20 protein-coding genes are annotated in these 21,648 nt (G+C 36.0%); 17 read left to right on the plus strand and 3 right to left on the minus strand.

Annotated features, from left to right (window positions below; all coding sequences use genetic code 11):
* Window positions 1-114: 114 nt before the first annotated feature.
* The 10 genes from HBB17_RS14840 (at window position 115) to HBB17_RS14885 (ending at window position 10,783) form a co-directional block, all read left to right on the plus strand.
* Window positions 115-666, plus strand: coding sequence for a Crp/Fnr family transcriptional regulator (locus HBB17_RS14840; protein WP_167958296.1), 552 nt, complete (start codon window positions 115-117; stop codon window positions 664-666).
* 832 nt (window positions 667-1,498) lie between these two features.
* Window positions 1,499-3,424: an ABC transporter substrate-binding protein gene (locus tag HBB17_RS14845; RefSeq protein ID WP_167958297.1), complete on the plus strand. Its 1,926-nt coding sequence runs from the start codon at window positions 1,499-1,501 to the stop codon at window positions 3,422-3,424.
* Between the two features lie 192 nt (window positions 3,425-3,616).
* On the plus strand, window positions 3,617-4,651 hold the full coding sequence (locus HBB17_RS14850) for an ABC transporter permease (protein ID WP_330588237.1): 1,035 nt from the start codon (window positions 3,617-3,619) through the stop codon (window positions 4,649-4,651).
* Between the two features lie 13 nt (window positions 4,652-4,664).
* Window positions 4,665-6,473, plus strand: coding sequence for an ABC transporter permease subunit (locus tag HBB17_RS14855; RefSeq protein WP_167958298.1), 1,809 nt, complete (start codon window positions 4,665-4,667; stop codon window positions 6,471-6,473).
* A gap of 12 nt (window positions 6,474-6,485) precedes the next feature.
* Entirely contained in the window at window positions 6,486-7,478 is a 993-nt protein-coding gene (locus HBB17_RS14860) for an ABC transporter ATP-binding protein (RefSeq protein WP_167958299.1), read from the plus strand.
* Window positions 7,468-9,036, plus strand: a complete 1,569-nt coding sequence (locus HBB17_RS20695) for an oligopeptide/dipeptide ABC transporter ATP-binding protein (protein ID WP_167958300.1) — start codon at window positions 7,468-7,470, stop codon at window positions 9,034-9,036. Before HBB17_RS14860 ends, HBB17_RS20695 begins: the two co-directional genes overlap by 11 nt.
* A gap of 114 nt (window positions 9,037-9,150) precedes the next feature.
* Window positions 9,151-9,384: a hypothetical protein gene (locus HBB17_RS14870; protein WP_167958301.1), complete on the plus strand. Its 234-nt coding sequence runs from the start codon at window positions 9,151-9,153 to the stop codon at window positions 9,382-9,384.
* A 33-nt stretch (window positions 9,385-9,417) separates the two neighbouring features.
* Window positions 9,418-10,065, plus strand: coding sequence for an epoxyqueuosine reductase QueH (locus HBB17_RS14875; protein ID WP_167958302.1), 648 nt, complete (start codon window positions 9,418-9,420; stop codon window positions 10,063-10,065).
* 2 nt (window positions 10,066-10,067) lie between these two features.
* Window positions 10,068-10,280: a hypothetical protein gene (locus HBB17_RS14880; protein WP_167958303.1), complete on the plus strand. Its 213-nt coding sequence runs from the start codon at window positions 10,068-10,070 to the stop codon at window positions 10,278-10,280.
* Window positions 10,281-10,285: 5 nt separating this feature from the next.
* Window positions 10,286-10,783: a DUF2085 domain-containing protein gene (locus HBB17_RS14885; protein WP_238483765.1), complete on the plus strand. Its 498-nt coding sequence runs from the start codon at window positions 10,286-10,288 to the stop codon at window positions 10,781-10,783.
* Between the two features lie 16 nt (window positions 10,784-10,799).
* Here the strand turns inward: HBB17_RS14885 and upp are convergent, their stop codons facing one another.
* Together upp and HBB17_RS20670 are read right to left on the minus strand one after the other, a co-directional pair.
* Entirely contained in the window at window positions 10,800-11,429 is a 630-nt protein-coding gene (gene upp, locus HBB17_RS14890) for a uracil phosphoribosyltransferase (RefSeq protein WP_167958304.1), read from the minus strand.
* 149 nt (window positions 11,430-11,578) lie between these two features.
* A complete protein-coding gene (locus HBB17_RS20670; protein WP_274380791.1) occupies window positions 11,579-12,271 on the minus strand; it encodes a CatB-related O-acetyltransferase in 693 nt (230 codons plus the stop codon).
* 769 nt (window positions 12,272-13,040) lie between these two features.
* Between HBB17_RS20670 and HBB17_RS14900 the strand changes: the two genes are divergently transcribed.
* On the plus strand, window positions 13,041-13,514 hold the full coding sequence (locus HBB17_RS14900; RefSeq protein ID WP_167958305.1) for a hypothetical protein: 474 nt from the start codon (window positions 13,041-13,043) through the stop codon (window positions 13,512-13,514).
* Between the two features lie 253 nt (window positions 13,515-13,767).
* On the opposite strand, the gene HBB17_RS14905 is transcribed toward HBB17_RS14900, so the two are convergent.
* Complete coding sequence (locus HBB17_RS14905; protein ID WP_167958306.1) at window positions 13,768-14,553, minus strand: Cof-type HAD-IIB family hydrolase; 786 nt, start codon at window positions 14,551-14,553, stop codon at window positions 13,768-13,770.
* A gap of 180 nt (window positions 14,554-14,733) precedes the next feature.
* On the opposite strand from HBB17_RS14905, the gene HBB17_RS14910 reads away from it, so the two are divergent.
* The 6 genes from HBB17_RS14910 (at window position 14,734) to rpoD (ending at window position 21,586) form a co-directional block, all read left to right on the plus strand.
* On the plus strand, window positions 14,734-14,961 hold the full coding sequence (locus tag HBB17_RS14910; protein ID WP_167958307.1) for a FeoA family protein: 228 nt from the start codon (window positions 14,734-14,736) through the stop codon (window positions 14,959-14,961).
* Between the two features lie 33 nt (window positions 14,962-14,994).
* Complete coding sequence (gene feoB / locus HBB17_RS14915; protein ID WP_167958308.1) at window positions 14,995-17,040, plus strand: ferrous iron transport protein B; 2,046 nt, start codon at window positions 14,995-14,997, stop codon at window positions 17,038-17,040.
* A 69-nt stretch (window positions 17,041-17,109) separates the two neighbouring features.
* A complete protein-coding gene (locus tag HBB17_RS14920) occupies window positions 17,110-17,253 on the plus strand; it encodes a FeoB-associated Cys-rich membrane protein (protein WP_167958309.1) in 144 nt (47 codons plus the stop codon).
* A gap of 291 nt (window positions 17,254-17,544) precedes the next feature.
* Complete coding sequence (locus HBB17_RS14925) at window positions 17,545-18,576, plus strand: deoxyguanosinetriphosphate triphosphohydrolase (protein WP_167958344.1); 1,032 nt, start codon at window positions 17,545-17,547, stop codon at window positions 18,574-18,576.
* A gap of 21 nt (window positions 18,577-18,597) precedes the next feature.
* A complete protein-coding gene (dnaG, locus tag HBB17_RS14930; RefSeq protein ID WP_167958310.1) occupies window positions 18,598-20,373 on the plus strand; it encodes a DNA primase in 1,776 nt (591 codons plus the stop codon).
* A gap of 88 nt (window positions 20,374-20,461) precedes the next feature.
* Complete coding sequence (gene rpoD / locus HBB17_RS14935; protein ID WP_167958311.1) at window positions 20,462-21,586, plus strand: RNA polymerase sigma factor RpoD; 1,125 nt, start codon at window positions 20,462-20,464, stop codon at window positions 21,584-21,586.
* Window positions 21,587-21,648: the final 62 nt, after the last annotated feature.

Genomic DNA, 21,648 nt, shown 5'->3' on the forward strand with positions numbered 1-21,648 from the left:
GAAAAAAATGTAAATAAAAACAGAACTAATTGCCTATACTTTCTCTTTTAATTTTACATAATTTATGCTATTATAGGTAAGTTGAAACACCATGTGTAGAAGGGGAGAAAAGAATTGAATATTGAAGTTTTAAAACAAAATGGCAAATTTCGAACATTTCAAGCAAAAGACGAGATGTGCCGAGAAGGTGAATTAGGTGAAACCGTATATCTATTGCTTAGGGGAGAGGCAGTTGTATACATGAATACTAATTTACAGAACGAAAGAATGCCAATTGGTAAGATTTTAGAAGGTACATTTTTTGGTGAGTCTGCATTGCTAGAGGGTATGAAAAGGGAAGCTTCTGTTGTAGCGACAGGAGACCAAACCATCGTGCTTGCTTTTGAATATAAACGATTTCAAGAGATCATTGAACGAGAAAATGTATTGGCGTATAAACTATTAAGGACGTTGTTATCCCGGATAGATGGGGTTATGGATACTTTAATATCAAAGGATCCGGCGTATGTGTTTCAATGTCGCACAGATGATATCTATTCCATGGTTTCTTCCTTGGATGTGGAAACGTTTACTGCAATAGTAACAGAGAATAGAGAATATACAATAACAGCAGTTAAGGCATTATGTGAAATGCTACGATCATCAAATAAGAGGCTATTATCATAGGAGGGTGGATAACACTTCCTATGATTTTTTTTAGGATAATATGTGCAATACGTGCAGTGCGTACTATTGCATCTATCGTATTAATAAGAAATACTACGTTAGATGTATAAAGTGATAAAACATTAATGTGATAATAAAAGAAATACATTCGAATTTATGTATATGCATACCTGAAATAAAAAAAATGCAATTTTATCGCAAAAAAATATGAATAATTTTGTTGCAATATTATAAAAGAGCATGTATAATTTAAAAACAGAATGAATATATAAAACTATATACAGATTGCTTTTGGAAAAAGAGCTTTATTATAAGGATTTACATAGGATATTGGCTGGTTCGAACGAAAGAGACATGGACAGAACAGTAAGAGATAAATTTGCCAATAATGTCATGAATTTCGTAATAAATATGCAAACTTAAATTTTATAATACAATTATGTAAAAAAAAGCCAAAAAAAATACAGTTGACAAACAATTTAAATGACAGTATAATTCATAACTGTATTGAACAAGGGTGTTCTGGTAAACCAGGATACCCTTTTATACCTTTTATAATTTTTTATGATAACGCTTTATCACGGTAAAGTTGAGATGACGTAAAAGAGCATAACAGTGCATTTGTGATTAGAAAAGGTGATCATGATATTGCACACAAAAGAATTTCATTCATTTTAAGATTATTCACACAGTATATGGCATACGAGAGAAGGATAGGAGGAATCCTATCATGTCATCTACAATAGGTTTGCTTGCGAGGTTATTTCTATTGTTTGTGTTTTATACTAGTGTTGTATAATAAATGTAATTAATATTTAAGGAGGAAGCTTTTATGAAGAAAAAAGGTTTGGCGTTATTATTAGCTTTAACACTTACTGTTTCTATGATGGCAGGATGTTCTAAGAATAATAACAAGAAAGACGAAACGACTACTGAAGAGACTACTACAACTGATGATGCAGCAGCAACTGATGATGCAGCAGGATCAGAAACAGCTGAAACAACAAATACAGAACCTACTGGACAAATCATCCTTGGTGATGTAACAGAATTCAATGGTAGTTTCATTGAAGGTTGGGGAAACAACGGTGCCGATGCGGTAATCAAAACATTAATCGGTACATATCCAGGATTTTATGGTACAGCAGAACTTACAAGTACGGATGAATATGTATATAATCCAACCGTATTAGCAAAAGATCCAGAAACGACATTAAACGATGATGGTTCTAAAACATTCAAGTTCACATTAAATCAAGACTTAACATGGAGTGATGGTTCTGCTATCACTGCAAAAGATTATGTTGGTAACTTAATGATCTATGCTTCACCTGCATTTGGTGAAATTGAAGGATCGAATACAGCTGGAAACACTGTTGTTGGTTTTGATGCATATAACAGTGGTGATGCAAAAGAATTTGCAGGTATTCATTGGATTGATGACTATACATTCTCTATTGATATCTCTGCAGAAAATATTCCTACATTCTTTGAAGCAGCTGCTTCAGCAGTAACTCCAGTACCTTTCTCTGTATACGCTCCAGGCGTTGAAATCAAAGATGATGGAAAAGGATGTTACTTATCAGATAACTATACAGCAGATCTTATCAAAGAACCTATGACTGCTGAAAGATACAACCCTACAGTAACTTGTGGTCCTTACAAATTTGTAAGCTATGATTCAACAAATCAAGAAGTTGTTCTTGAAGTAAATGATCAATTCAAAGGTAACTACGAAGGAAAGAAACCTTCTATCCAAAAAGTTATCATGAAATACACAGAAGAAGCTACTCAACTTGATGAGTTAGCTGCTGGTAATGTAGATCTTCTTGCTGGTATCTCTGGTGGAGATAAGATCAATGCTGGTCTTGACTTAGTAGATCAAGGAAAAGCTGATTACGCTACTTACTTAAGAAATGGTTACGGATTACTTGCATTCCACTGTGACTTTGGACCAACTCAATTCAAATCCGTACGTCAAGCAATTGCTTACTGTTTAGATAGAACTACATTCTGTTCACAATATACAGGTGGTTTCGGTTCTTTAGTTAATTCAGAATATGGTCTTGGACAATGGATGTACCAAGAAAAGAAAGATGTTATTGATAGTGAATTAAATCCATACTCATATAGCATTGATAAAGCAAAAGAAGTTCTTGATGCTGATGGTTGGAACTTAAATGAAAAAGGTGAAGCTTACGTTGATGGAACAGATACATTACGTTACAAAGATGTAGATGGCGAATTAATGGCATGTGAAATCCAATGGGCTTCTTCTGATAACTCTGTTGCTCAATTACTTGCAACAATGTTACCAAGTGAAATGGAAAAAGCTGGTATGAAATTAACTACTACTGTAGTTGACTTCCCTACTTTACTTAACAACTATTATCGTGAAGGAATTGATGAACCTCAATTCAATATGTACAACTTAGGTACTGGATTTACTCCAATTCCACAATTTGAATACAGCTACAACACTGGTAAGAGCTTCTTAGGAAACTTCAATACAAACTTCTGGATGGATGATGCAATCATGAACATGGGTTATGATTTAACAAAGACAGATCCTTCCGATCGTGATGGATACCTTAACAAATGGGTTGAAATTATGAAGACAATCAACGAAGAAATGCCTAATATTCCTCTTTACTCAGATGAATATCATACATTCTTCAATCCAAAGGTACAAGGATATGTTGGTGATGATACATTCTCAATTGGATATTCATTAATCTACATGTCAGTAACTGAATAGTTTCGATTGTAGTTTTGTAGAATCTAATGTACACGGAATAGGGCATTCTTATAATGCCCTATTTCCGTGATAATAGAGATATACGCAATTTATAGGTATTACTGCAAAGTAATCAATTACCGTGAAGTAAGAAGCAAATAAGTGTGAAAATATCTCGCAATTTGTGCGACCATAGGGGATGGTTGCATCTCATTGAAAGAATATGGCGTCAGCATAAAGAGCAAGAAAGCAGGTGTGGATAAGATGGCAAAATACATTGCAAAACGTTTGGTGTATATGGTATTTGTATTCTTTATTATGTCGATCTTAATGTTTGGAATCTATAAGATGGTACCTGGTGATCCAGCAAGACTTCTACTAGAAGGTTCAAAAGCAGGGATGAAACCAGAAGTTTACGAAATGCAATATCAACAAGCAAGAGAGCGTTTAGGTTTGGATAAACCAATTCCCGTACAATATGCAGTATGGATTACAAATATGTTAAAAGGTGATTTTGGATATTCATCCAATTACCGTAAAGATGTTATTGATGTAGTTGCACAGCCATTAAGTAATACGATGCAGCTGAATTTAGTGGCGATAGTTGTTGTATTCGCAATAACAATTCCTTTAGGAATTATATGTGCCGTTAAAAAAAGGAGCACTTTCGATAACGTGGTACAGGTATTCTCCGTCGTCGGATATAGTTTGCCGACATTTATTATAGCCCTTGTGCTAATCTGTCTGTTAGCGGTCAAAGCGCCAATCTTCCCAGTTAGTGGTGTTAATTCGGTTGGTTTTACAGGGTCCGCATTAGCAAAAGCGTTTGATAAGTTATGGCATATGGCATTACCAGTTTTAGTTATGGTTTTAGGCTCAATTGGTTCCATTACAAGATACGTTAGAGCCGCAATGATTGAATCTTTAAGTATGGATTACATCAGAACAGCAAGAGCAAAAGGTGTAAGAGAACGAGCAGTTATCTATTCTCATGCATTCCGTAATGCTTTGCTTCCAATCGTAACCATTGTTACTGGTTGGATCATGAGTGTATTCTCTGGTTCTGTTATTATAGAAAATATCTTCTTATGGCCAGGTATTGGTAAAATCTTATTTGATGGGTTAATGCAACAGGATTTCATGGTTGTATTAGCAATGCAGATGTTTTATGTAATTATAGCTCTATTAGGTAACTTGATCATGGATATTGCTTACTGCATGGTTGACCCTAGAGTTAAATTAGATTAGGAGGAAGAGAGAGATGAGCAAAGAAAACAAAGCGAAGAAATCTCGCGTAAGCATCTTAGGCTTATTGTTCGGGAATCGAAAGAAACAACTCTCTTTCTTAGAAGAAGAGCAGTTGCAAAGTCCAATGCGTACAGTCATTAAAAACTTTGTAGCAAACAAAGTTGCAATGGTGTCGTTAATTATATTCCTTATCATATTTTTAAGTGTATTAATTTACCCAGCGGTAAATCACATTGATTTAACTTATCAGGAACAAACGCAGCAAAATGTTGCTCCTGGATTTAATATGATGAAAGTACCAAAGAAGTTACAAGGAAACATAAAAGAAATCTCCGTAGGATCAACCTTCAGTGTTGGTGTGTCCAATGATGGAGAAGTATTCGTTTGGGGTAAGACAAAGATTACTTCTGTAATCGATGTAAAAGATATTCCTGAGAATATGGGAAAAGTTGTTCAAGTTGCTGCTGGTGCAGACCATGTTCTGGCATTGAATGATCAAGGCGAATTGTTTGCTTGGGGTAATTCAAGAAATAAACAATGTGCAATTCCAGAAAACCTAAAGACAGTAAAGAATATCAAGAGAATCTATTCTGGATTCCAATGTTCAGCAGCTGTAACAGAAGATGGTAATGTATACTTCTGGGGTAATACCGGTATTATTGATTTTAAGATTGGTGAATACCAAGGTCAGATCGATAAGATCGCAATCAATTCACAAGGTGTTCTTGGTTTAACAAAAGATGGTCAGGTTGTAAGCTTAACAGCGAATGAACTTGCTTTCTCAAGAATTCCAGAAGAGATGGGAAAAGCAGTTGATATTGCTTTAACAGCACAAACAGGTGCAGCCGTTACAGAAGACGGTAAAGTATATGTTTGGGGTAATAAGACGAAAACCATTCATGAAGGAGAAACACTAGAAGGTGTTGTTTCTATTGAAGGAGGTCGTTATCATTATACAGCAATGTTAGCAAATGGTGATGTTGTAGCATGGGGACATGATGATTTTGGTCAATCTAGCGTTCCTTCAAAAGTGAACAAAGCCAATGTTACTACAGTTTATACAGGATATTACCAAAACTATGCAATCACAGACAGTGGTAAAGCAATCACTTGGGGTCTTAAAGGATATATCTTAGGAACAGATAATTATGGACGTGATGTATTATCTCGTATCATGCACGGTGGTAGAATGACCATGACAATTGGTGCAATTGCCATTATTATATCTGTTACGATTGGTATCATTATCGGTGGTGTATCTGGTTACTTTGGCGGTAAAGTGGATATGATCCTGATGCGTATAGCGGAAATCGTATATGCATTGCCATTCTTACCGTTTGCAATGACCTTATCTGCCATCATTGGTAATAAGATTAATGAGACGCAGCGTATTGCTTTAATCATGGTTATCTTAGGTTTGTTATCATGGCCAGGTGATGCAAGATTAGTACGTGCGCAAGTTCTTGCAGAACGTAACAAAGAATTCGTTACTGCAGCTCGTGCAGTAGGTGTTCGACAAAAAGGTATTATCTTTAGACATATTATCCCTAACGTTGTTTCCGTTATCATCGTTAGTGCTACATTAGGATTTGCTAGTGCGATGTTAACAGAATCCGGTTTATCCTTCTTAGGATTTGGTGTTCGTGAACCAAGACCTACTTGGGGTAACATGCTGAATGGTTGTCAATCTTCAACCGTTATTCTTCAATATTGGTGGAGATGGGTATTCCCTTCTATAGCATTAGGATTATCAACAATTAGTATTAACTTGATCGGTGATGGACTACGTGATGCAGTCGATCCAAAAGCAAATGAACGATAGGAGGGATAAGAAATGGCTCTATTGGAATTAAAAGATTTACACACGTTCTTCCAAACAAAAAGAGGAACGGTTAAGGCTGTAAACGGCGTTTCTTATTCTGTTGACGCTGGTAAGACTTTAGGTGTCGTAGGAGAAAGTGGTAGTGGTAAAAGTGTATCTGCAATGAGTATCTTACGATTATTAGATAGCAATGGTTATGTTGCAGATGGTGAAATCATCTTTGATGGTAAGAACATTCAGGATTGTACGAAGAAAGAGATGTACAAGATTCGTGGTAATGAGATTTCTGTAATTTTCCAGGAACCAATGACAAGTTTGAATCCTGTATTTACTATTGAAAGACAGTTAAGTGAACCATTTATCATTCACCAAGGAATGAACAAGAAGCAAGCAAAAGCAAAGGTAATTGAGATGCTTTCTTCTGTAAAGATCCCTAACCCAGAAAGTGTTGCAAAACAATATCCTCATCAATTATCTGGTGGTATGAGACAACGTGTTATGATTGCAATTGCACTTGCCTGTCAACCAAAACTGTTGATTGCAGATGAACCAACTACAGCACTTGATGTTACAATTCAAGCACAGATTTTGAAATTAATGAACGATTTGAAGAAGGAGAAGGGAACCTCCATCCTATTCATTACCCATGACCTTGGTGTTATCAACCAAATGGCAGATGATGTTGCTGTTATGTACTGTGGTCAGGTAGTTGAGATGGCTCCTGCAAAAAAGATCTTTACTAAACAAAAATATTCTCATCCTTATACAGAAGGACTTATGGAATCCATTCCACGTTTGGATACTCCTGCTGGAGTACGTTTGGAGGCAATTCCAGGTGCGGTTCCTCATCCACTTGATCTTCCAAAAGGTTGTAAGTTTGCACCTAGATGTAAGTATGCTACTGATAAATGTAGAGAGGAAGAACCAACCTTAGTTAAAATTGAGGAGAATCATCAAATCAGATGTTTCTACCCAGAAAAGGAGATGAGAAAAGATGGAAAATAAGAAGAAAGATAAAAAAGTTTTACTTCGCATCTCTAATTTAAAGCAGTACTTTCCTATTAAGAAAACAAGTATGTTCCAAAAAGAACAATTATACGTAAAAGCGAATGATGGTATTTCCATTGATATCTATGAGGGAGAAACATTTGGTCTTGTAGGTGAAAGTGGTTGCGGTAAATCAACTTTTGGTCGTACCTTGTTACAATTATACAAACAAACAGATGGACGTACGATGTATTATGGTCGTCCCCTTGATGAAATCGCTCCACGTTATATGGAGGACACGCTAAAACATCTATCTACTAAGATGAAGAATTATGAGACACATCAAGCAAAAGCGGATCTTCTTCAAAGTGAGTATGATAAACTTACAACGGACGAAGAAAAGTATAATATGCATGCAAAGGTGAAAGAAGCGAAGAAAATTGCCAATGATGCATTTCTTGATATTGTTCAAGTAATCGGTGGTTTCTTTATAGAAAAAGATCTTCAAAAAGTGTCAAATACTTTCTTAAAAGAGTACCAGGATAATGTGGCATGGTGTATTGCCAAGGAAGAACTTAGAAAATTAGAGAGTGAATTCGAAGCTGCTGTTGCAGAGAAAAAGGCGAAGAAAGCTTCACAATCTGATATTGATGCTGCTACAGCTAAGATCAAAGCAAAAGTTGAAGCAAAAAGAAATGATGTAAAGGCAAAACAAGCAACTTTTGAAGCATCAAAGAAAGAAATCGATGCAATGCGTGCAGCATACAAAGGAAATGCAGAGTTCGAAAAATACGAATCCTATCGTGATGAAGGTGTTGATTTAGCAAGATTAACAGAAGAGGAAACTCGTCGTCTTCGTAAAGACTTACAGTTGATCTTCCAGGATCCATACTCTTCATTAAACCCAAGAATGTCAGTAGGACAGATCATTGGAGAAGGATTGAATGCACATAAAGTATTCCATAAGAACAAGGATAAGATGCAGGATTATATCATGCAGGTTATGGAAGACTGTGGTCTTGCTTCGTACATGATTCATCGCTATCCTCACCAATTCTCAGGTGGACAAAGACAACGTATTGGTATTGCTCGTTCCTTAGCATTAAAACCAAAATTCGTTGTATGTGATGAAGCGGTTTCTGCTCTTGATGTTTCCATTCAATCACAGATCATTAACTTATTACTTGATCTGAAAGAAAAAGAAAATTTAACATACTTATTCATTTCACATGATTTAAGTGTTATCAAATACATCAGTGATCGTATCGGTGTTATGTACCTTGGTAATATGGTTGAATTAGCAACGACAGAGGATTTATTCGCTGCGCCTATGCATCCATATACAGAAGCTCTTCTTTCTGCAATTCCAACAACCGATGTTGAGAATAAGACAGAACCGATTCTGATCGAGGGAGATATTCCTAGCCCAATCAAACCACCTAAAGGCTGTAAGTTCCATACACGTTGTAAGTATTGTACGGACATCTGTAAGAAAGTGGTACCAGATTTGGAAGAGATGACACCAGGACATTTTGTTGCTTGTCATCATAAGAGAAATGTTGTAGAATCTAAGTAGTATTTTACTTAGGTTATAGGAAAAGAAAAGACTATTGCCAAAGTTTATGGGGTAGTCTTTTCTTTTTTTTGATATTGTTATAGCATGCTCATGTATAGGAGTATAGGAGGAACTATGTTATTTAGTAAGAAAGCAACAAAAGTATTAGATGAACAGACGGAGTTATTTGAGAATAGAGAAAAAGACAGAGAGAAAAAAGGTCTTGTAGATGATGAACAAGAAAAATTACAGTGGCGTGATCTTGTAGCAATGTGGATTGCGGGATTCATTACATTTGTACCAGCCATACTATTGGTATGTGCTTTATTTGGACTGGTTATTTGGCTATTTTTCTTTCGATTTATGTAGAAGCAATAGTTTTATTAGAAAAGAGAGAATCAAATGAATGTTATAAATTATCAAAAAAAATTAGATCAACTGATTGCATCATTAAAAAAAGAAAATCGTGTTCCAACAGTATTCTTACACAGTTGTTGTGCACCATGCAGTTCCTATTGTTTGGAATATCTAGCGGAATATTTTCATATAACGTTACTTTACTATAATCCCAATATCTATCCGGCGGAGGAATACAACCATCGGGTAGCGGAACAAAGACGTTTAATCGATGCTATGAATGAGAAGGTGAAGTATCCAATTCGATTTATGGAAGGTAAATTTGAACCAGAGAAATTCTTTGCCATGGCGAAAGGACTTGAAAAAGTTCCTGAAGGAGGCGAACGTTGTTATCGTTGTTATGAATTGCGATTGCGGGAAGCAGCAATATTAGCAAAGGAAGGTGGTTTTGATTACTTTACAACCACACTTTCCATTAGTCCGCTGAAGAACGCACAAAAATTAAATGAAATTGGTGGGGAGTTAGAACAGGAATACGGTGTATCCTATCTATATTCTGATTTCAAGAAGAAAAATGGTTACAAGAGGTCTACAGAACTGTCGAAGGAATATGATTTATATAGACAGGATTACTGTGGCTGTGTCTACTCTAAGGCACAAAGACTGGAGGAAATGAAAGAAAGGGGAGAATAATTATGAGATGTCCATCTTGTGGAAGTGAAAATTGTCATATTATTGAGGAATCCGAAACAAAACAAAAGGGGTATGGTGTCTGTTCTGGCTTATGTGGCTATATCATCTTAGGACCAATTGGCTTCTTATGTGGGTTATGTGGAATGGGTGATGGTAAGACAACAAGGCGAGCTTACTGGATCTGCCCAAACTGTGGAAGAAAGTTTCGCGTTTAATAAGTATGAAATACAAAAAAGGTGTTCTTATGAATGATATGTCGTTTAAAGAAAGTAAGAAAAACAATTTCAGTCATGAAGATAAAAAAGAATATGAAACTTGGCTACGTCTGATGAAAATAGGAGAGAAAACAGGCTGTCATCAACGAGCGGATCGAAGTTTCTATTATCATGGGATGCAATTCCCGGTCTGTGCACGTTGCACGGGTGTTTTTATTGCATATATTAGTTCCATTCTATGTTATATCTGTTACATCCTATTCCAGTGCATATTCCGGCGGAAGAAAGGTAACAGGCAAAGTAATACGGGAAACATTTTTGCACTTTTCGGGTGTATGCTTATGTTTTTTGATTGGTTGATGCAGGCATTGCATATAAAAGAATCTACGAATGTAAGAAGACTAATAACTGGATTTGTTGGTGGACTTGGAATTATGCATTTTTATCGAATAATACTACGAGTAATATATAAAAAAGGAAAAGAGCTATTCGGATTCGAATAGCTCTTTGTGTTTTGTTTTATTTTGTACCGTAGATACGGTCACCAGCATCTCCTAAACCAGGAAGGATATAACCGTTTTCATTTAATTTTTCATCCAAAGCACCGATGTAGATATCTACGTCTGGGTGTTCTTCTTGTAAATGTTTTACGCCTTCAGGAGCAGCAATTAAACATAAGAAGTGAATCTTTTTGATTCCTCTTGCTTTTAATTGTTTGATAGCACTAATAGCAGAACCACCAGTAGCAAGCATTGGATCTACAACGAAGATTTCACGTTCGGCAGCGTCAGTAGGTAATTTGCAGAAATACTCAACTGGCTCTAAGGTTTCTTCATCGCGATATAGACCAATATGTCCCACCTTTGCATTTGGAATTAAGTTTAAAATACCATCTGCCATATGAAGACCAGCACGTAAAATTGGTACGATACATAATTTCTTACCAGCAATTTCTTTTACGGTTGTTTTCACTAATGGGGTTTCGATTTCGATATCAGCTAGAGCTAGATCTCTAGTTGCTTCATAACAGATAAGCATTGCGACTTCTGTAACAAGATCACGGAATTCCTTTGTAGAAGTTGTTTTAACTCTCATGATTCCAATTTTGTGTTGAATCAATGGATGATCCATAACGATAACTTTAGACATTTTATACCTCCATAAATGTAGTTACACATTCACTATTATGTTATTAAACCTACGTTCTACTCATTATAACACTCTTGTCCGTGATAGAAAAGCAATTTTTTTGAATTATTTTATATACAAACGTTTCGTTATGTCAGGAAAGTGTGTCTTCATTTATCATAACTCGTTATGTTCTTTTTTATTTCAAATAATTGGTCCATAATTTCTGAAGTAACGGTAGAATGGAAAACATCAAAGGATTGACGAATGGTATCAATCGGGAAATTCCACCATTCGAGTTCGAGAAAACGTTCGATTAGATCTTCCGAAAATCGATATCGAATGACCCTGCTTGGGTTTCCAACGACAATAGCATAAGGAGGTACATCTTTGGTAACAACGCTACCAGCACCAATTACTGCACCACTTCCGATGGTAACACCACGTAAAATATTCACGCCTGCACCAACCCAGATATCATTTCCTAAAGAGCATTCCTTATTACAGGATTCCCAATTACTATGACCACCCATTTCCCATTTGGGATAAACCAAAAAGCTATGAGTTGTAACACGGTTCATATCATGGGTATTACCGCCAATGCTTACATTCCAAGAAATTGAGTTAAACTGGCCCAAGGTAGCATTTCGTATCGTTGTATTAGGACCAGTGTAGCAATACCTTCCAAGCTGTGAGTAAAGAATGGAATTACATCGTCCTAGTTGTACCTTAGTACCGAGGGTGGAATGGTTCACCTGAGTATATTTATCAATTATGACTTCATTTGCAAGGTTGCTTTGTTCAATGTCTGCTTCCTGAGAAATAGAACACTGTAATCCAAGGGTTGAATGGATATCAATCATAAAATACTCCTCCTTTGTATGGTTGTATCACTCTAATTCGTATTATGTACATTGTATAGGAATGACGGTTAATCAATCCTTTTATAAGTATACCATAAATTACTAGAATGTTATGCTTTAAAATAAAGCTGATAAATACGAATGAATTCTTATTAATGATCAAAAAATATTTTCTAAGCAAAATAAAAGCTGGTATAAACCAGCTTTTATTCATTCATTTATAAAAAGAGGAGTCCAGATAGAAAGGGGAAGAAAAAAACTATCTGGTTTTATGAAAAAACAATTTAGTATTGAAACAACATGTTGCTTCTTTATGAATCTTATTATATACAACATATATGAGGATAGTATGGATAAAATATGAACGTTTTGTTAATATGACTCCATGCTTCTCTTTATATTTATTAACAAAACTTTCATTTCATGATTTAGATTGAATAAGGAGATAATAAAAGAAAGGAAAGATAAAATGATAAAAGGATATTCCAAAAAGATATTCGAAAAGATACAAAAATGATATTCCAAAAAGTTTTCTTTTCTAATGTATAGGTAAAAGGGAAGAGAATTCATATGATTTCTATTGATACTATTTGACTGTATAATCATATAATAATAGTAGAGTCAAAGTACGGAACAATCCGTAATACTAGGCGAGAAAGATTTAATATGCATTATGCAGAGAAGGGAAAGATAAGCTTGAAACTTGACGAATAAAGGGAAATATACTAGAATAAGTTAACAAATAAGCAAAGTGTTAGGCGGTGAAGATATGGTTAATGTTTTTAAAAAACTAATACGAACTGAATTTGGTATTAACAAATATAATCAGTATGTTGGAAGTTATCATAAAAAGATGTTAGAAAAGAATTTTGATTATCGTAATCTGAAAAATGAAGAAATCTATAATGACATATATAGCAGTTTGAAAGATAAAGATCTGGAATCTTTGAAAAAGATGTTTGATCGTTTGACAGAAGCCATGCTCCTAGTAGTGAAGATTAGTAGGACATATTTTTCCATTCTTTTGGTATATATATTTGGGGCAATCTTCTTAATTACGAGAGACTTGGTACCTTGGGTAACAGTGGTCAGTATTCTGTTAATGAGTGGTTGCTTCTTGTATAAGACCTATGAATATGTAGTGAATAAGTTTTGCTATATCGATGCAAGAATTATCATCGTATACAAATCAGTGTTGGATCAGCTTCTTCGAGGTAATCCGAATACAATTAAAAAAGTATAATGCTAGAAAAAGTAGAATCCGAACATATAGGAACATTGTATTCCTATTGTTCGGATTTTGTTTATATATAGGAAAGTCCTCCGATATCCTATATAAACCCACCGGGGGATTCGCGCTCGCACATAAGGTAGATATCAGCTGAAGCTGACGGTGCTCAGCACAAAGAACAACGTGTACTTTGAAACTGTTACTAACGTGGAGTGTAAGATGTACAATTTGTTCATTCACGATTGATGGCAATTTGAAGAAGATGCTATATCAAATTGAAATGTTTTAATGCATAGGATATTCCATTGTCATCCACATCTTTTGTAACGAAGGATACCAGTGGAAATAGAGAAGGATCGGAATTACCCATAGCAATACTATGTGGTACATAGGTGAGCATGGATAAATCATTGGTACTGTCCCCAAAAGCATAAGCATCATCAATTGAAAGATTGAAGTGATCAAGCAGAAATTGAATACCTGTAGCTTTGGAATACCCATGTGGTACAATCTCAAAGAAGGAATTGCCACGGTCAATGAATGTAAAATTCTTTTTTTGACTTTCATAAAAGGAAGAATAATCGCTGGTATCCTGCACCCATATCGTAAATTTAGTAAAGTCTATGTCAGAATCATCAAAAGTTCCAAGTTGAAAATTACGAGCTTTCATAGAAGCACGTAAGGAACAGATTGTATCATTCGTTGAGTCTTTATCAAAGTAAACCTTGTTTACACCCTCTAAGCAGGCTTCTAGATTGCATTTCTTTAAATCAGAAAGTACAGAATCCATTACCTCTTTGGTTAATTTTTGGTTTAGTAAGACTTCCTTTTCGTGCAGAATATAAGTTCCGCAACCACATACTAATCCATCAAAATCAAGAGAAAGAATACGATCATCCAACTCTTCTAAGGTCCGTCCTGTATTGATAAATGCCAAATGACCGTTTTTTCTTGCTGCTTCTATTGCAGCTTTTGTATCAGCAGAGATGACATGGGTTACTTCGCTTAGTATTGTACCATCTATGTCAAAAAATAAAATATGTCGGTTCATAAAATCTCCTTTGGTGCTTTGCTTCTTTTTTCCTTCCACATACTAGCATAATAACAAACAAAATTCAACATTGTCCGTGTATTCTATAAGAAATTCTAAGAATATCTTGACGAATGAGGTTTGTTATACTATACTGTCTTTAATGAAAATGATAGTGATTCTCAATAAGGAGGTTTATATATGACGTTATTTGAAGGGGACATCAATCAGGAATATCGAATCGATCAGGTTGAGGTAGAAGGAAATGTTGGAAGAAGGTTACAATCCCTTGGTTTGATCCATGATACATTCATCAAAGTAGTGAATAAAAAAAAGAATGGAGCAATAATATTTAAAGCAAGGGGTACAAGACTAGCAGTGGGAAAAGATATTGCCAAGAAAATCTTGGTTTGCACAAAAGAATGTTAAGCCCAACAGAAATAGGGGAGAATGGAGAGACATATGAAAGAAGAATTGCAAGTAGCATTCATAGGCAATCCCAATTGTGGCAAGACCACACTTTTTAATGCCTATACAGGAGCAAAATTAAAAGTAGCCAATTGGCCCGGCGTAACAGTAGAAAAGAAGGAAGGTGCGTTTAAGTACCATAGTCATCTGTTTAAACTAGTTGATCTGCCTGGTATCTATAGTCTTACGTCGTATACACTAGAGGAAAAATTGTCAAGAGAATACATATTAGATGATACCGTTGATGTAATCGTTGATGTTGCAGATGCATCTTGTCTTGAACGAAATCTTTTCCTTACATTACAGTTGATTGAACTTGGTAAACCAGTAATTCTGGCTCTTAATATGATGGATATTGTAAAAGAGAGAGGAATGGAAATCGATCTGCATCGTTTACCGGAGATGCTTGGTATTCCTGTAATTCCCGTGTCAGCCAGAAAGAAGACAGGGCTTGATATACTTATGCATGCAGTAGCACATCATCAAGTGAAGCATATGGATAGTAATTTGGAACATCATCATGATGGGAATGTCAGTAATCATAAACATAGTCATCATTTGGAATATGCAGTGGTATATAGCGATGAGATTGAAGACAAGATTGATGAGATTATTGATCGACTCTATATGCATGACCCTGATTTAAAAAATCCAAGATGGTATGCCATTAAGATTCTTGAACAGGATCCGGAGATATGCGAACAATTCCAAATCGACTTTTCTGATGTTGTACCACGCAGTTATGAAACAGACATCATCAATCAAAAGTATGATTTTATCGAAGAAATAATAGATGAGGTTTTAGTAAATAAAGAAGAGAAAGCGGCGAAGACGGAAAAAATCGATCATTACCTCACACACCGAGTTCTAGGATTGCCAATATTCTTAGGAATCATGGCACTGGTTTTCTTTCTGACATTTACCATTGGTGACTGGTTAAAAGGATATTTCGAGGTTGGAATAACCGGTATATCAGATGGTGTATTGGCATTGCTGCAACATCTGCACGCCAATGATATGGTTATCTCTTTAGTAGTAGATGGCATTATCTCAGGAGTTGGCGGTATTCTAACTTTTTTACCTAATATATTTATATTATTCTTGGCATTAGCATTCTTAGAGGATAGTGGATATATGTCTCGTGTAGCGTACATCATGGATGGAATCATGGGAAAGATTGGTTTGTCAGGTCGTGCATTTATTCCTATGTTATTGGGATTTGGATGTAGTGTTCCAGCGGTTATGGCAACGAGAGCACTAGAAGACAGTAATGATCGTAGAAAGACCATACTTGTAACTCCATTTATGTCTTGTAGTGCCAGATTACCAGTGTATGTTTTGTTTTCCGATATGTTCTTTGGGAATTATGCAGTAATTGCAGCATTCTCCATGTATGTTATCGGTCTTGTGATAGCCATTCTTATTGCTTTTATCATGACGAAACTTCAAAAGAAGAGTGAAACACATTCGTTGTTAATCGAGTTGCCAGAATACAAAACGCCAAATCTTCATACAATTGTTATCTATGTATGGGATAAAATTAAGGATTACTTAACGAAAGCGGGAACAACAATTTTTGTTGCCTCTATCATCATCTGGTTTATCCTAAATGTAGGTCCACATGGAATCGTAACGGATATTACCGAAAGTTTTGGAGCTGGAATTGGAAAATTCTTAGTCCCTATATTGGTTCCTACTGGTTTAGGTTTGTGGCAGATTGCATTAGCACTCATATCTGGTTTGGCAGCAAAAGAGGTAGTCGTATCTAGTATCGGAGTACTCTTTGGAATCGGAAACATTGCTTCTACCAATGGAAGAAGTGCTTTGCTAGAGGTATTAAGTAATGCGGATTTTACTGCTGTGAACGCATATTCCATGATGATTTTCGTACTCTTGTACACGCCATGTGTTGCAACGATTGCAACAATCAAACGAGAAATGAAATCCGTAAGGTGGACAGTATTTGCCATCGTGTTCCAGGTTGCAGTCGCTTGGTTGGTATCAACGCTATTCTTCCAAATTGCACAGATTCTTATGTAATCGAAAGATAGAAGTTTATTATAAGTAAAGCAATGTAGGAATAATCCAGCAAAGAAAGAAGGAAGGTATATGGTTTCAATTCTAATTGTAGCTGCCATTGTAGCATATGCAGGATTTGTAATACGGAAAAAGGTCAAAGATATAAAAGAAGGAAAATATTGCAGTTGTGGCTGTTCTGGTTGTGGTATGCGAGGACAATGTCATAAGGAATAATACGAGTTGTTGCAGAATACGACTGGAGGCGATTTACGAAAAAACGTAAGATTCAGAAAATATTTTGCAACAGCTTTTTTTGTTTTTTTCTTAAAATTTTGTATTTTTTAAAAGAACCCTTTTAAATTGTGATATAATTTAGTATAATATAGGTATTTAGCACGATAAAAAAAGTAAAAATTAATCGGTACGTAGAATATACATAGTATTAGGCAATTACTTTTGCTAGGGAGGTTTTATCAAATGGATAAAAATCTTAAATTATTGGAACAATTAAGAAAAGCAGAAGTTATGTTAGAGAATGAGAAAGGGTTAAATCTACGCCAAAAACAGGAACTACGCGAACATCAGAATCTGAGTCCCTTTGCCTCGTTTAGTGATGAATCTCTTGGTAGAGATAATTGGGAAGAACCTTGTGACCTAAGAACCGCATATCAACGAGATCGAGACCGAATTTTGCATTGTAAAGCATTTCGAAGATTAAAACATAAGACACAGGTGTTTCTTGAACCGGAAGGTGATCATTATCGGACAAGATTGACGCATACATTGGAGGTTGCACAGAATGCACGAACCATTGCTCGCGCACTTCGGTTGAATGAAGATTTGACGGAAGCCATTGCGCTTGGACATGATTTAGGGCACACCCCTTTTGGGCATGCAGGAGAAAGAGCATTGAATGAAGCATGCAAATCTGGGTTTGAGCATCATATACAGAGTATACGTGTTGTAGAATTACTTGAAAAGCATGGGGAAGGGTTGAATCTGACGCAAGAAGTACGAGATGGTATATTAAATCACCAGACATCGGGAAAGCCAACTACCTTGGAAGGAAAGATTGTCCGTTTATCCGATAAGATTGCCTATATCAATCATGATATAGATGATGCCATTCGAGGGAAGATTATAACGGAGGAGGGAATCCCCGCCGTATACACAGAAGTTTTGGGACATAGCCCAAGAGAACGGCTGAATACCCTAATTCATGATATTGTAATCCATAGTGAAGGTAAAGATGATATTGTAATGTCTCCTGAAGTGGAGGAAGCAATGCTTTCCTTACGAAAGTACATGTTTCAAAGTGTCTACACAAATCCGGTAGCAAAAAGCCAGGAGAAGAAAGCTGAAAACTTAGTAAAGCAGTTGTTTGATTACTATGTGGAACATATAGAAGAATTACCAGAAGAATATTTGGAGATGAGAGAGCAGGTACATGAATCAGAAGAACAAGTAATATGTGACTACATAGCGGGTATGACGGACCGTTATGCGATTAGTAAGTTCAAAGAGTTGATGATTCCCAGGTCATGGGGAATCTATTAGTTAGAAAGGAAAGGCAATCTGATGTATTACCCAGAGGATTTAGTAGAAGAGATAAGACAAAGAAATGATATAGTCGATGTGATTTCTGAACATGTGAAGTTAAAACGTTCTGGAAATAACCATATGGGATTGTGTCCATTTCATAATGAAAAATCCCCTTCCTTTAGCGTTAGTGGTCAAAAACAGATGTATCATTGTTTTGGTTGTGGTGTTGGAGGTAATGTATTTACCTTTGTAATGGAGTATGAGAATTATTCTTTTGTAGAGGCTTTGAAATATCTTGCAGAACGAGCCGGTATTCCTTTACCAGAGGAAGAACAGAATGAAGAGGCAAAACGAAAAGCCGATTTAAAAACCCAACTATTAGAGATTAACCGTCAGGCTGCGAAATACTTCTTTTATCAGTTGAAGTCGGAGAGAGGGAAGATCGCTTATGAGTATTTGACAAACCGTAAACTTACAGACGAAACCATTAAGATGTTTGGTCTGGGGTATTCTAATAAATATAGTGATGACTTATATCAGTATCTAAAACAAATGGGATATAGTGATGAAATCTTACGACAATCAGGTTTAGTAACATTTGATGAGAAAAAAGGTGCCTATGATAAGTTTTGGAATCGGGTAATGTATCCAATCATGGATGGTAACAACCGTGTCATTGGTTTTGGTGGACGAGTTCTTGGACAAGGTGAACCCAAATACCTCAATTCACCAGAGACATTATTATTTGATAAAAGTAGGAACTTGTATGGTTTGAATATAGCAAAAACGGCAAGAAAGCATAATATGCTGATTTGTGAAGGCTATATGGATGTAATAGCTCTTCATCAAGCCGGTTTTACCAATGCGGTGGCATCGCTAGGAACTGCATTTACGGGGTTACAGGCGAATCTTTTGAAGAGGTATACAGACGAAGTATTGCTGACCTATGATAGTGATGGTGCAGGAGTAAAAGCCGCTTTACGTGCAATACCAATCATGAAGGAAGCCGGACTTCGTACAAAGGTCATTAATATGCGACCATATAAAGATCCAGATGAATTTATGAAAGCATTAGGTGCGGAAGAATTCCAAAAGAGGATTGATGAAGCACAAAATAGTTTTTATTTTGAAATTGAGGTGTTACAAAAAGAATACGATCTTAATGATCCAGAACAGAAGACAAAATTCTTCAATGAAGTAGCGAAAAAGTTATTAGTTTTCACGGAAGAGATTGAAAGAAATAATTATATTGAAGCAATCGATCGAATCTATCATATGGGATTTGATAATCTGCGTAAACTTGTTAATCATTATGCTGCAACGATGGTAACAACGCCTACTATGATTAAAAAAGTACAGGAACGAAGTAACAATAAACGGGTTACTGCGCAGGATAGCATGAGACAAGCTAGCAAATTATTATTGACTTGGCTGATTGAGGATACAAGATTGTTTTCGAAAATAAAGGGAATCATTAGCGAAGAAGATTTTGATGGGGAACTTTATCAGAAGGTTGCTGGAATGTTATTTCAACAATACAAAGAGCAAGGTCAAGTGATTCCAGCGAAGATCATTAACCAGTTTGAAAGCAAAGAGGAACAGAATGAAGTTGCTTCCCTTTTCAGTACTACATTTCAGGAAGAGATGAGTATAATGGAAAAGGAAAAAGCATTGAATGATTTGATCTATCGAATCAAGAAATACAGCTTGGACAATCGGAGCAGAAATGTCACGGATATTGCACAAATGCAGAGCATCATCAAAGCACAAGCCGATTTACAGAAATTGCATATTTCTCTTGCGGATGGTTAGAATATTAGTAATTGTGTGAAGTATTTGTAATTTATGAGTTATAACTTAGAGATTGCGAGTATAACTGATTAGGAAGAGGTGGACTACGATGGACGAAAGTATGGCAAAGTTTGTAGAAAAATTAAAAGAGCTTCTTGTGTTTGCTAAATCGAAAAAAAATGTTCTAGAGTATCAGGAAATTAATGATTTCTTCTCAGACATGGACATCGATGAAGAGAAAATAGAGAAAATCTACACATACCTTGAGAAAAATGGGGTTGATGTATTACGTATAACAAACAGTGAAGAGGAAGAAGATCTAGGTCCGGAAGATGATATGTTACTAGATGAGGAAGAGGAGATTGAAGATTTAGAAAAGATCGATCTGTCTGTTCCAGAAGGTATCAGTGTTGAAGATCCAGTACGTATGTATCTGAAGGAAATCGGTAAAGTTCCATTGCTTAGTGCAGATGAAGAAATTTCACTTGCGAAGCGAATGGAAGAAGGCGACGAGAATGCAAAGAAACGTCTTGCAGAAGCCAATCTTCGTCTTGTTGTTAGTATTGCAAAACGATATGTTGGTCGAGGAATGCAATTCCTTGATCTGATTCAAGAAGGAAATCTTGGATTGATCAAAGCTGTTGAAAAGTTTGATTATACGAAAGGCTATAAGTTCAGTACTTATGCTACATGGTGGATCCGTCAGGCTATCACAAGAGCCATTGCTGATCAAGCAAGAACCATTCGTATCCCCGTTCATATGGTTGAGACGATCAATAAATTGATACGTGTTCAACGACAATTGCTACAGGAATTAGGAAGAGAACCACAACCGGAAGAAATTGCAAAAGTCATGAAATTACCAGTGGAAAGAGTTCGTGAGATTCAGAAGATATCCCAAGAACCAGTATCACTTGAAACACCAATTGGTGAGGAGGAGGATAGCCATTTAGGTGATTTTATTCAAGACGATAATGTACCTGTTCCAGCAGAAGCAGCAGCATTTACCTTACTGAAAGAACAACTGGTGGAAGTTCTGAGTACCTTAACAGAACGGGAACAAAAAGTACTTCGTCTAAGATTCGGTTTAGATGATGGAAGAGCTAGAACACTCGAAGAAGTAGGAAAAGAATTTAATGTAACAAGAGAACGAATTCGTCAAATAGAAGCCAAAGCTCTTCGTAAATTGCGCCATCCAAGTAGAAGCCGCAAATTAAAAGATTATTTAGAATAAACAATACAAGGGTCAAAAAGTCATTTCACTTTGTGCTCGCACAAAAGTGAAAATGACCTTTT

Origin of the sequence: Anaerosporobacter faecicola (assembly GCF_012070565.1) — a bacterium.
Classification (GTDB): Bacteria; Bacillota; Clostridia; order Lachnospirales; family Lachnospiraceae; genus Anaerosporobacter; species Anaerosporobacter faecicola.

Bases quoted from the DNA above. Each gene is read 5' to 3' on its own strand.
- HBB17_RS14855 (WP_167958298.1), top strand. From the start codon at position 4,665: ATGAGCAAAGAAAACAAAGCGAAGAAATCTCGCGTAAGCATCTTAGGC.
- HBB17_RS14880 (WP_167958303.1), top strand. From the start codon at position 10,068: ATGAGATGTCCATCTTGTGGAAGTGAAAATTGTCATATTATTGAGGAA.
- upp (WP_167958304.1), bottom strand. From the start codon at position 11,429: ATGTCTAAAGTTATCGTTATGGATCATCCATTGATTCAACACAAAATT.
- HBB17_RS14875 (WP_167958302.1), top strand. From the start codon at position 9,418: ATGAATGTTATAAATTATCAAAAAAAATTAGATCAACTGATTGCATCA.
- rpoD (WP_167958311.1), top strand. From the start codon at position 20,462: ATGGACGAAAGTATGGCAAAGTTTGTAGAAAAATTAAAAGAGCTTCTT.
- HBB17_RS14870 (WP_167958301.1), top strand. From the start codon at position 9,151: ATGTTATTTAGTAAGAAAGCAACAAAAGTATTAGATGAACAGACGGAG.
- HBB17_RS14845 (WP_167958297.1), top strand. From the start codon at position 1,499: ATGAAGAAAAAAGGTTTGGCGTTATTATTAGCTTTAACACTTACTGTT.
- HBB17_RS14925 (WP_167958344.1), top strand. From the start codon at position 17,545: ATGTTAGAGAATGAGAAAGGGTTAAATCTACGCCAAAAACAGGAACTA.
- HBB17_RS14910 (WP_167958307.1), top strand. From the start codon at position 14,734: ATGACGTTATTTGAAGGGGACATCAATCAGGAATATCGAATCGATCAG.
- HBB17_RS14900 (WP_167958305.1), top strand. From the start codon at position 13,041: ATGGTTAATGTTTTTAAAAAACTAATACGAACTGAATTTGGTATTAAC.
- HBB17_RS14905 (WP_167958306.1), bottom strand. From the start codon at position 14,553: ATGAACCGACATATTTTATTTTTTGACATAGATGGTACAATACTAAGC.
- HBB17_RS14920 (WP_167958309.1), top strand. From the start codon at position 17,110: ATGGTTTCAATTCTAATTGTAGCTGCCATTGTAGCATATGCAGGATTT.
- dnaG (WP_167958310.1), top strand. From the start codon at position 18,598: ATGTATTACCCAGAGGATTTAGTAGAAGAGATAAGACAAAGAAATGAT.
- HBB17_RS14885 (WP_238483765.1), top strand. From the start codon at position 10,286: ATGAAATACAAAAAAGGTGTTCTTATGAATGATATGTCGTTTAAAGAA.
- HBB17_RS20670 (WP_274380791.1), bottom strand. From the start codon at position 12,271: ATGATTGATATCCATTCAACCCTTGGATTACAGTGTTCTATTTCTCAG.
- HBB17_RS14860 (WP_167958299.1), top strand. From the start codon at position 6,486: ATGGCTCTATTGGAATTAAAAGATTTACACACGTTCTTCCAAACAAAA.
- feoB (WP_167958308.1), top strand. From the start codon at position 14,995: ATGAAAGAAGAATTGCAAGTAGCATTCATAGGCAATCCCAATTGTGGC.
- HBB17_RS20695 (WP_167958300.1), top strand. From the start codon at position 7,468: ATGGAAAATAAGAAGAAAGATAAAAAAGTTTTACTTCGCATCTCTAAT.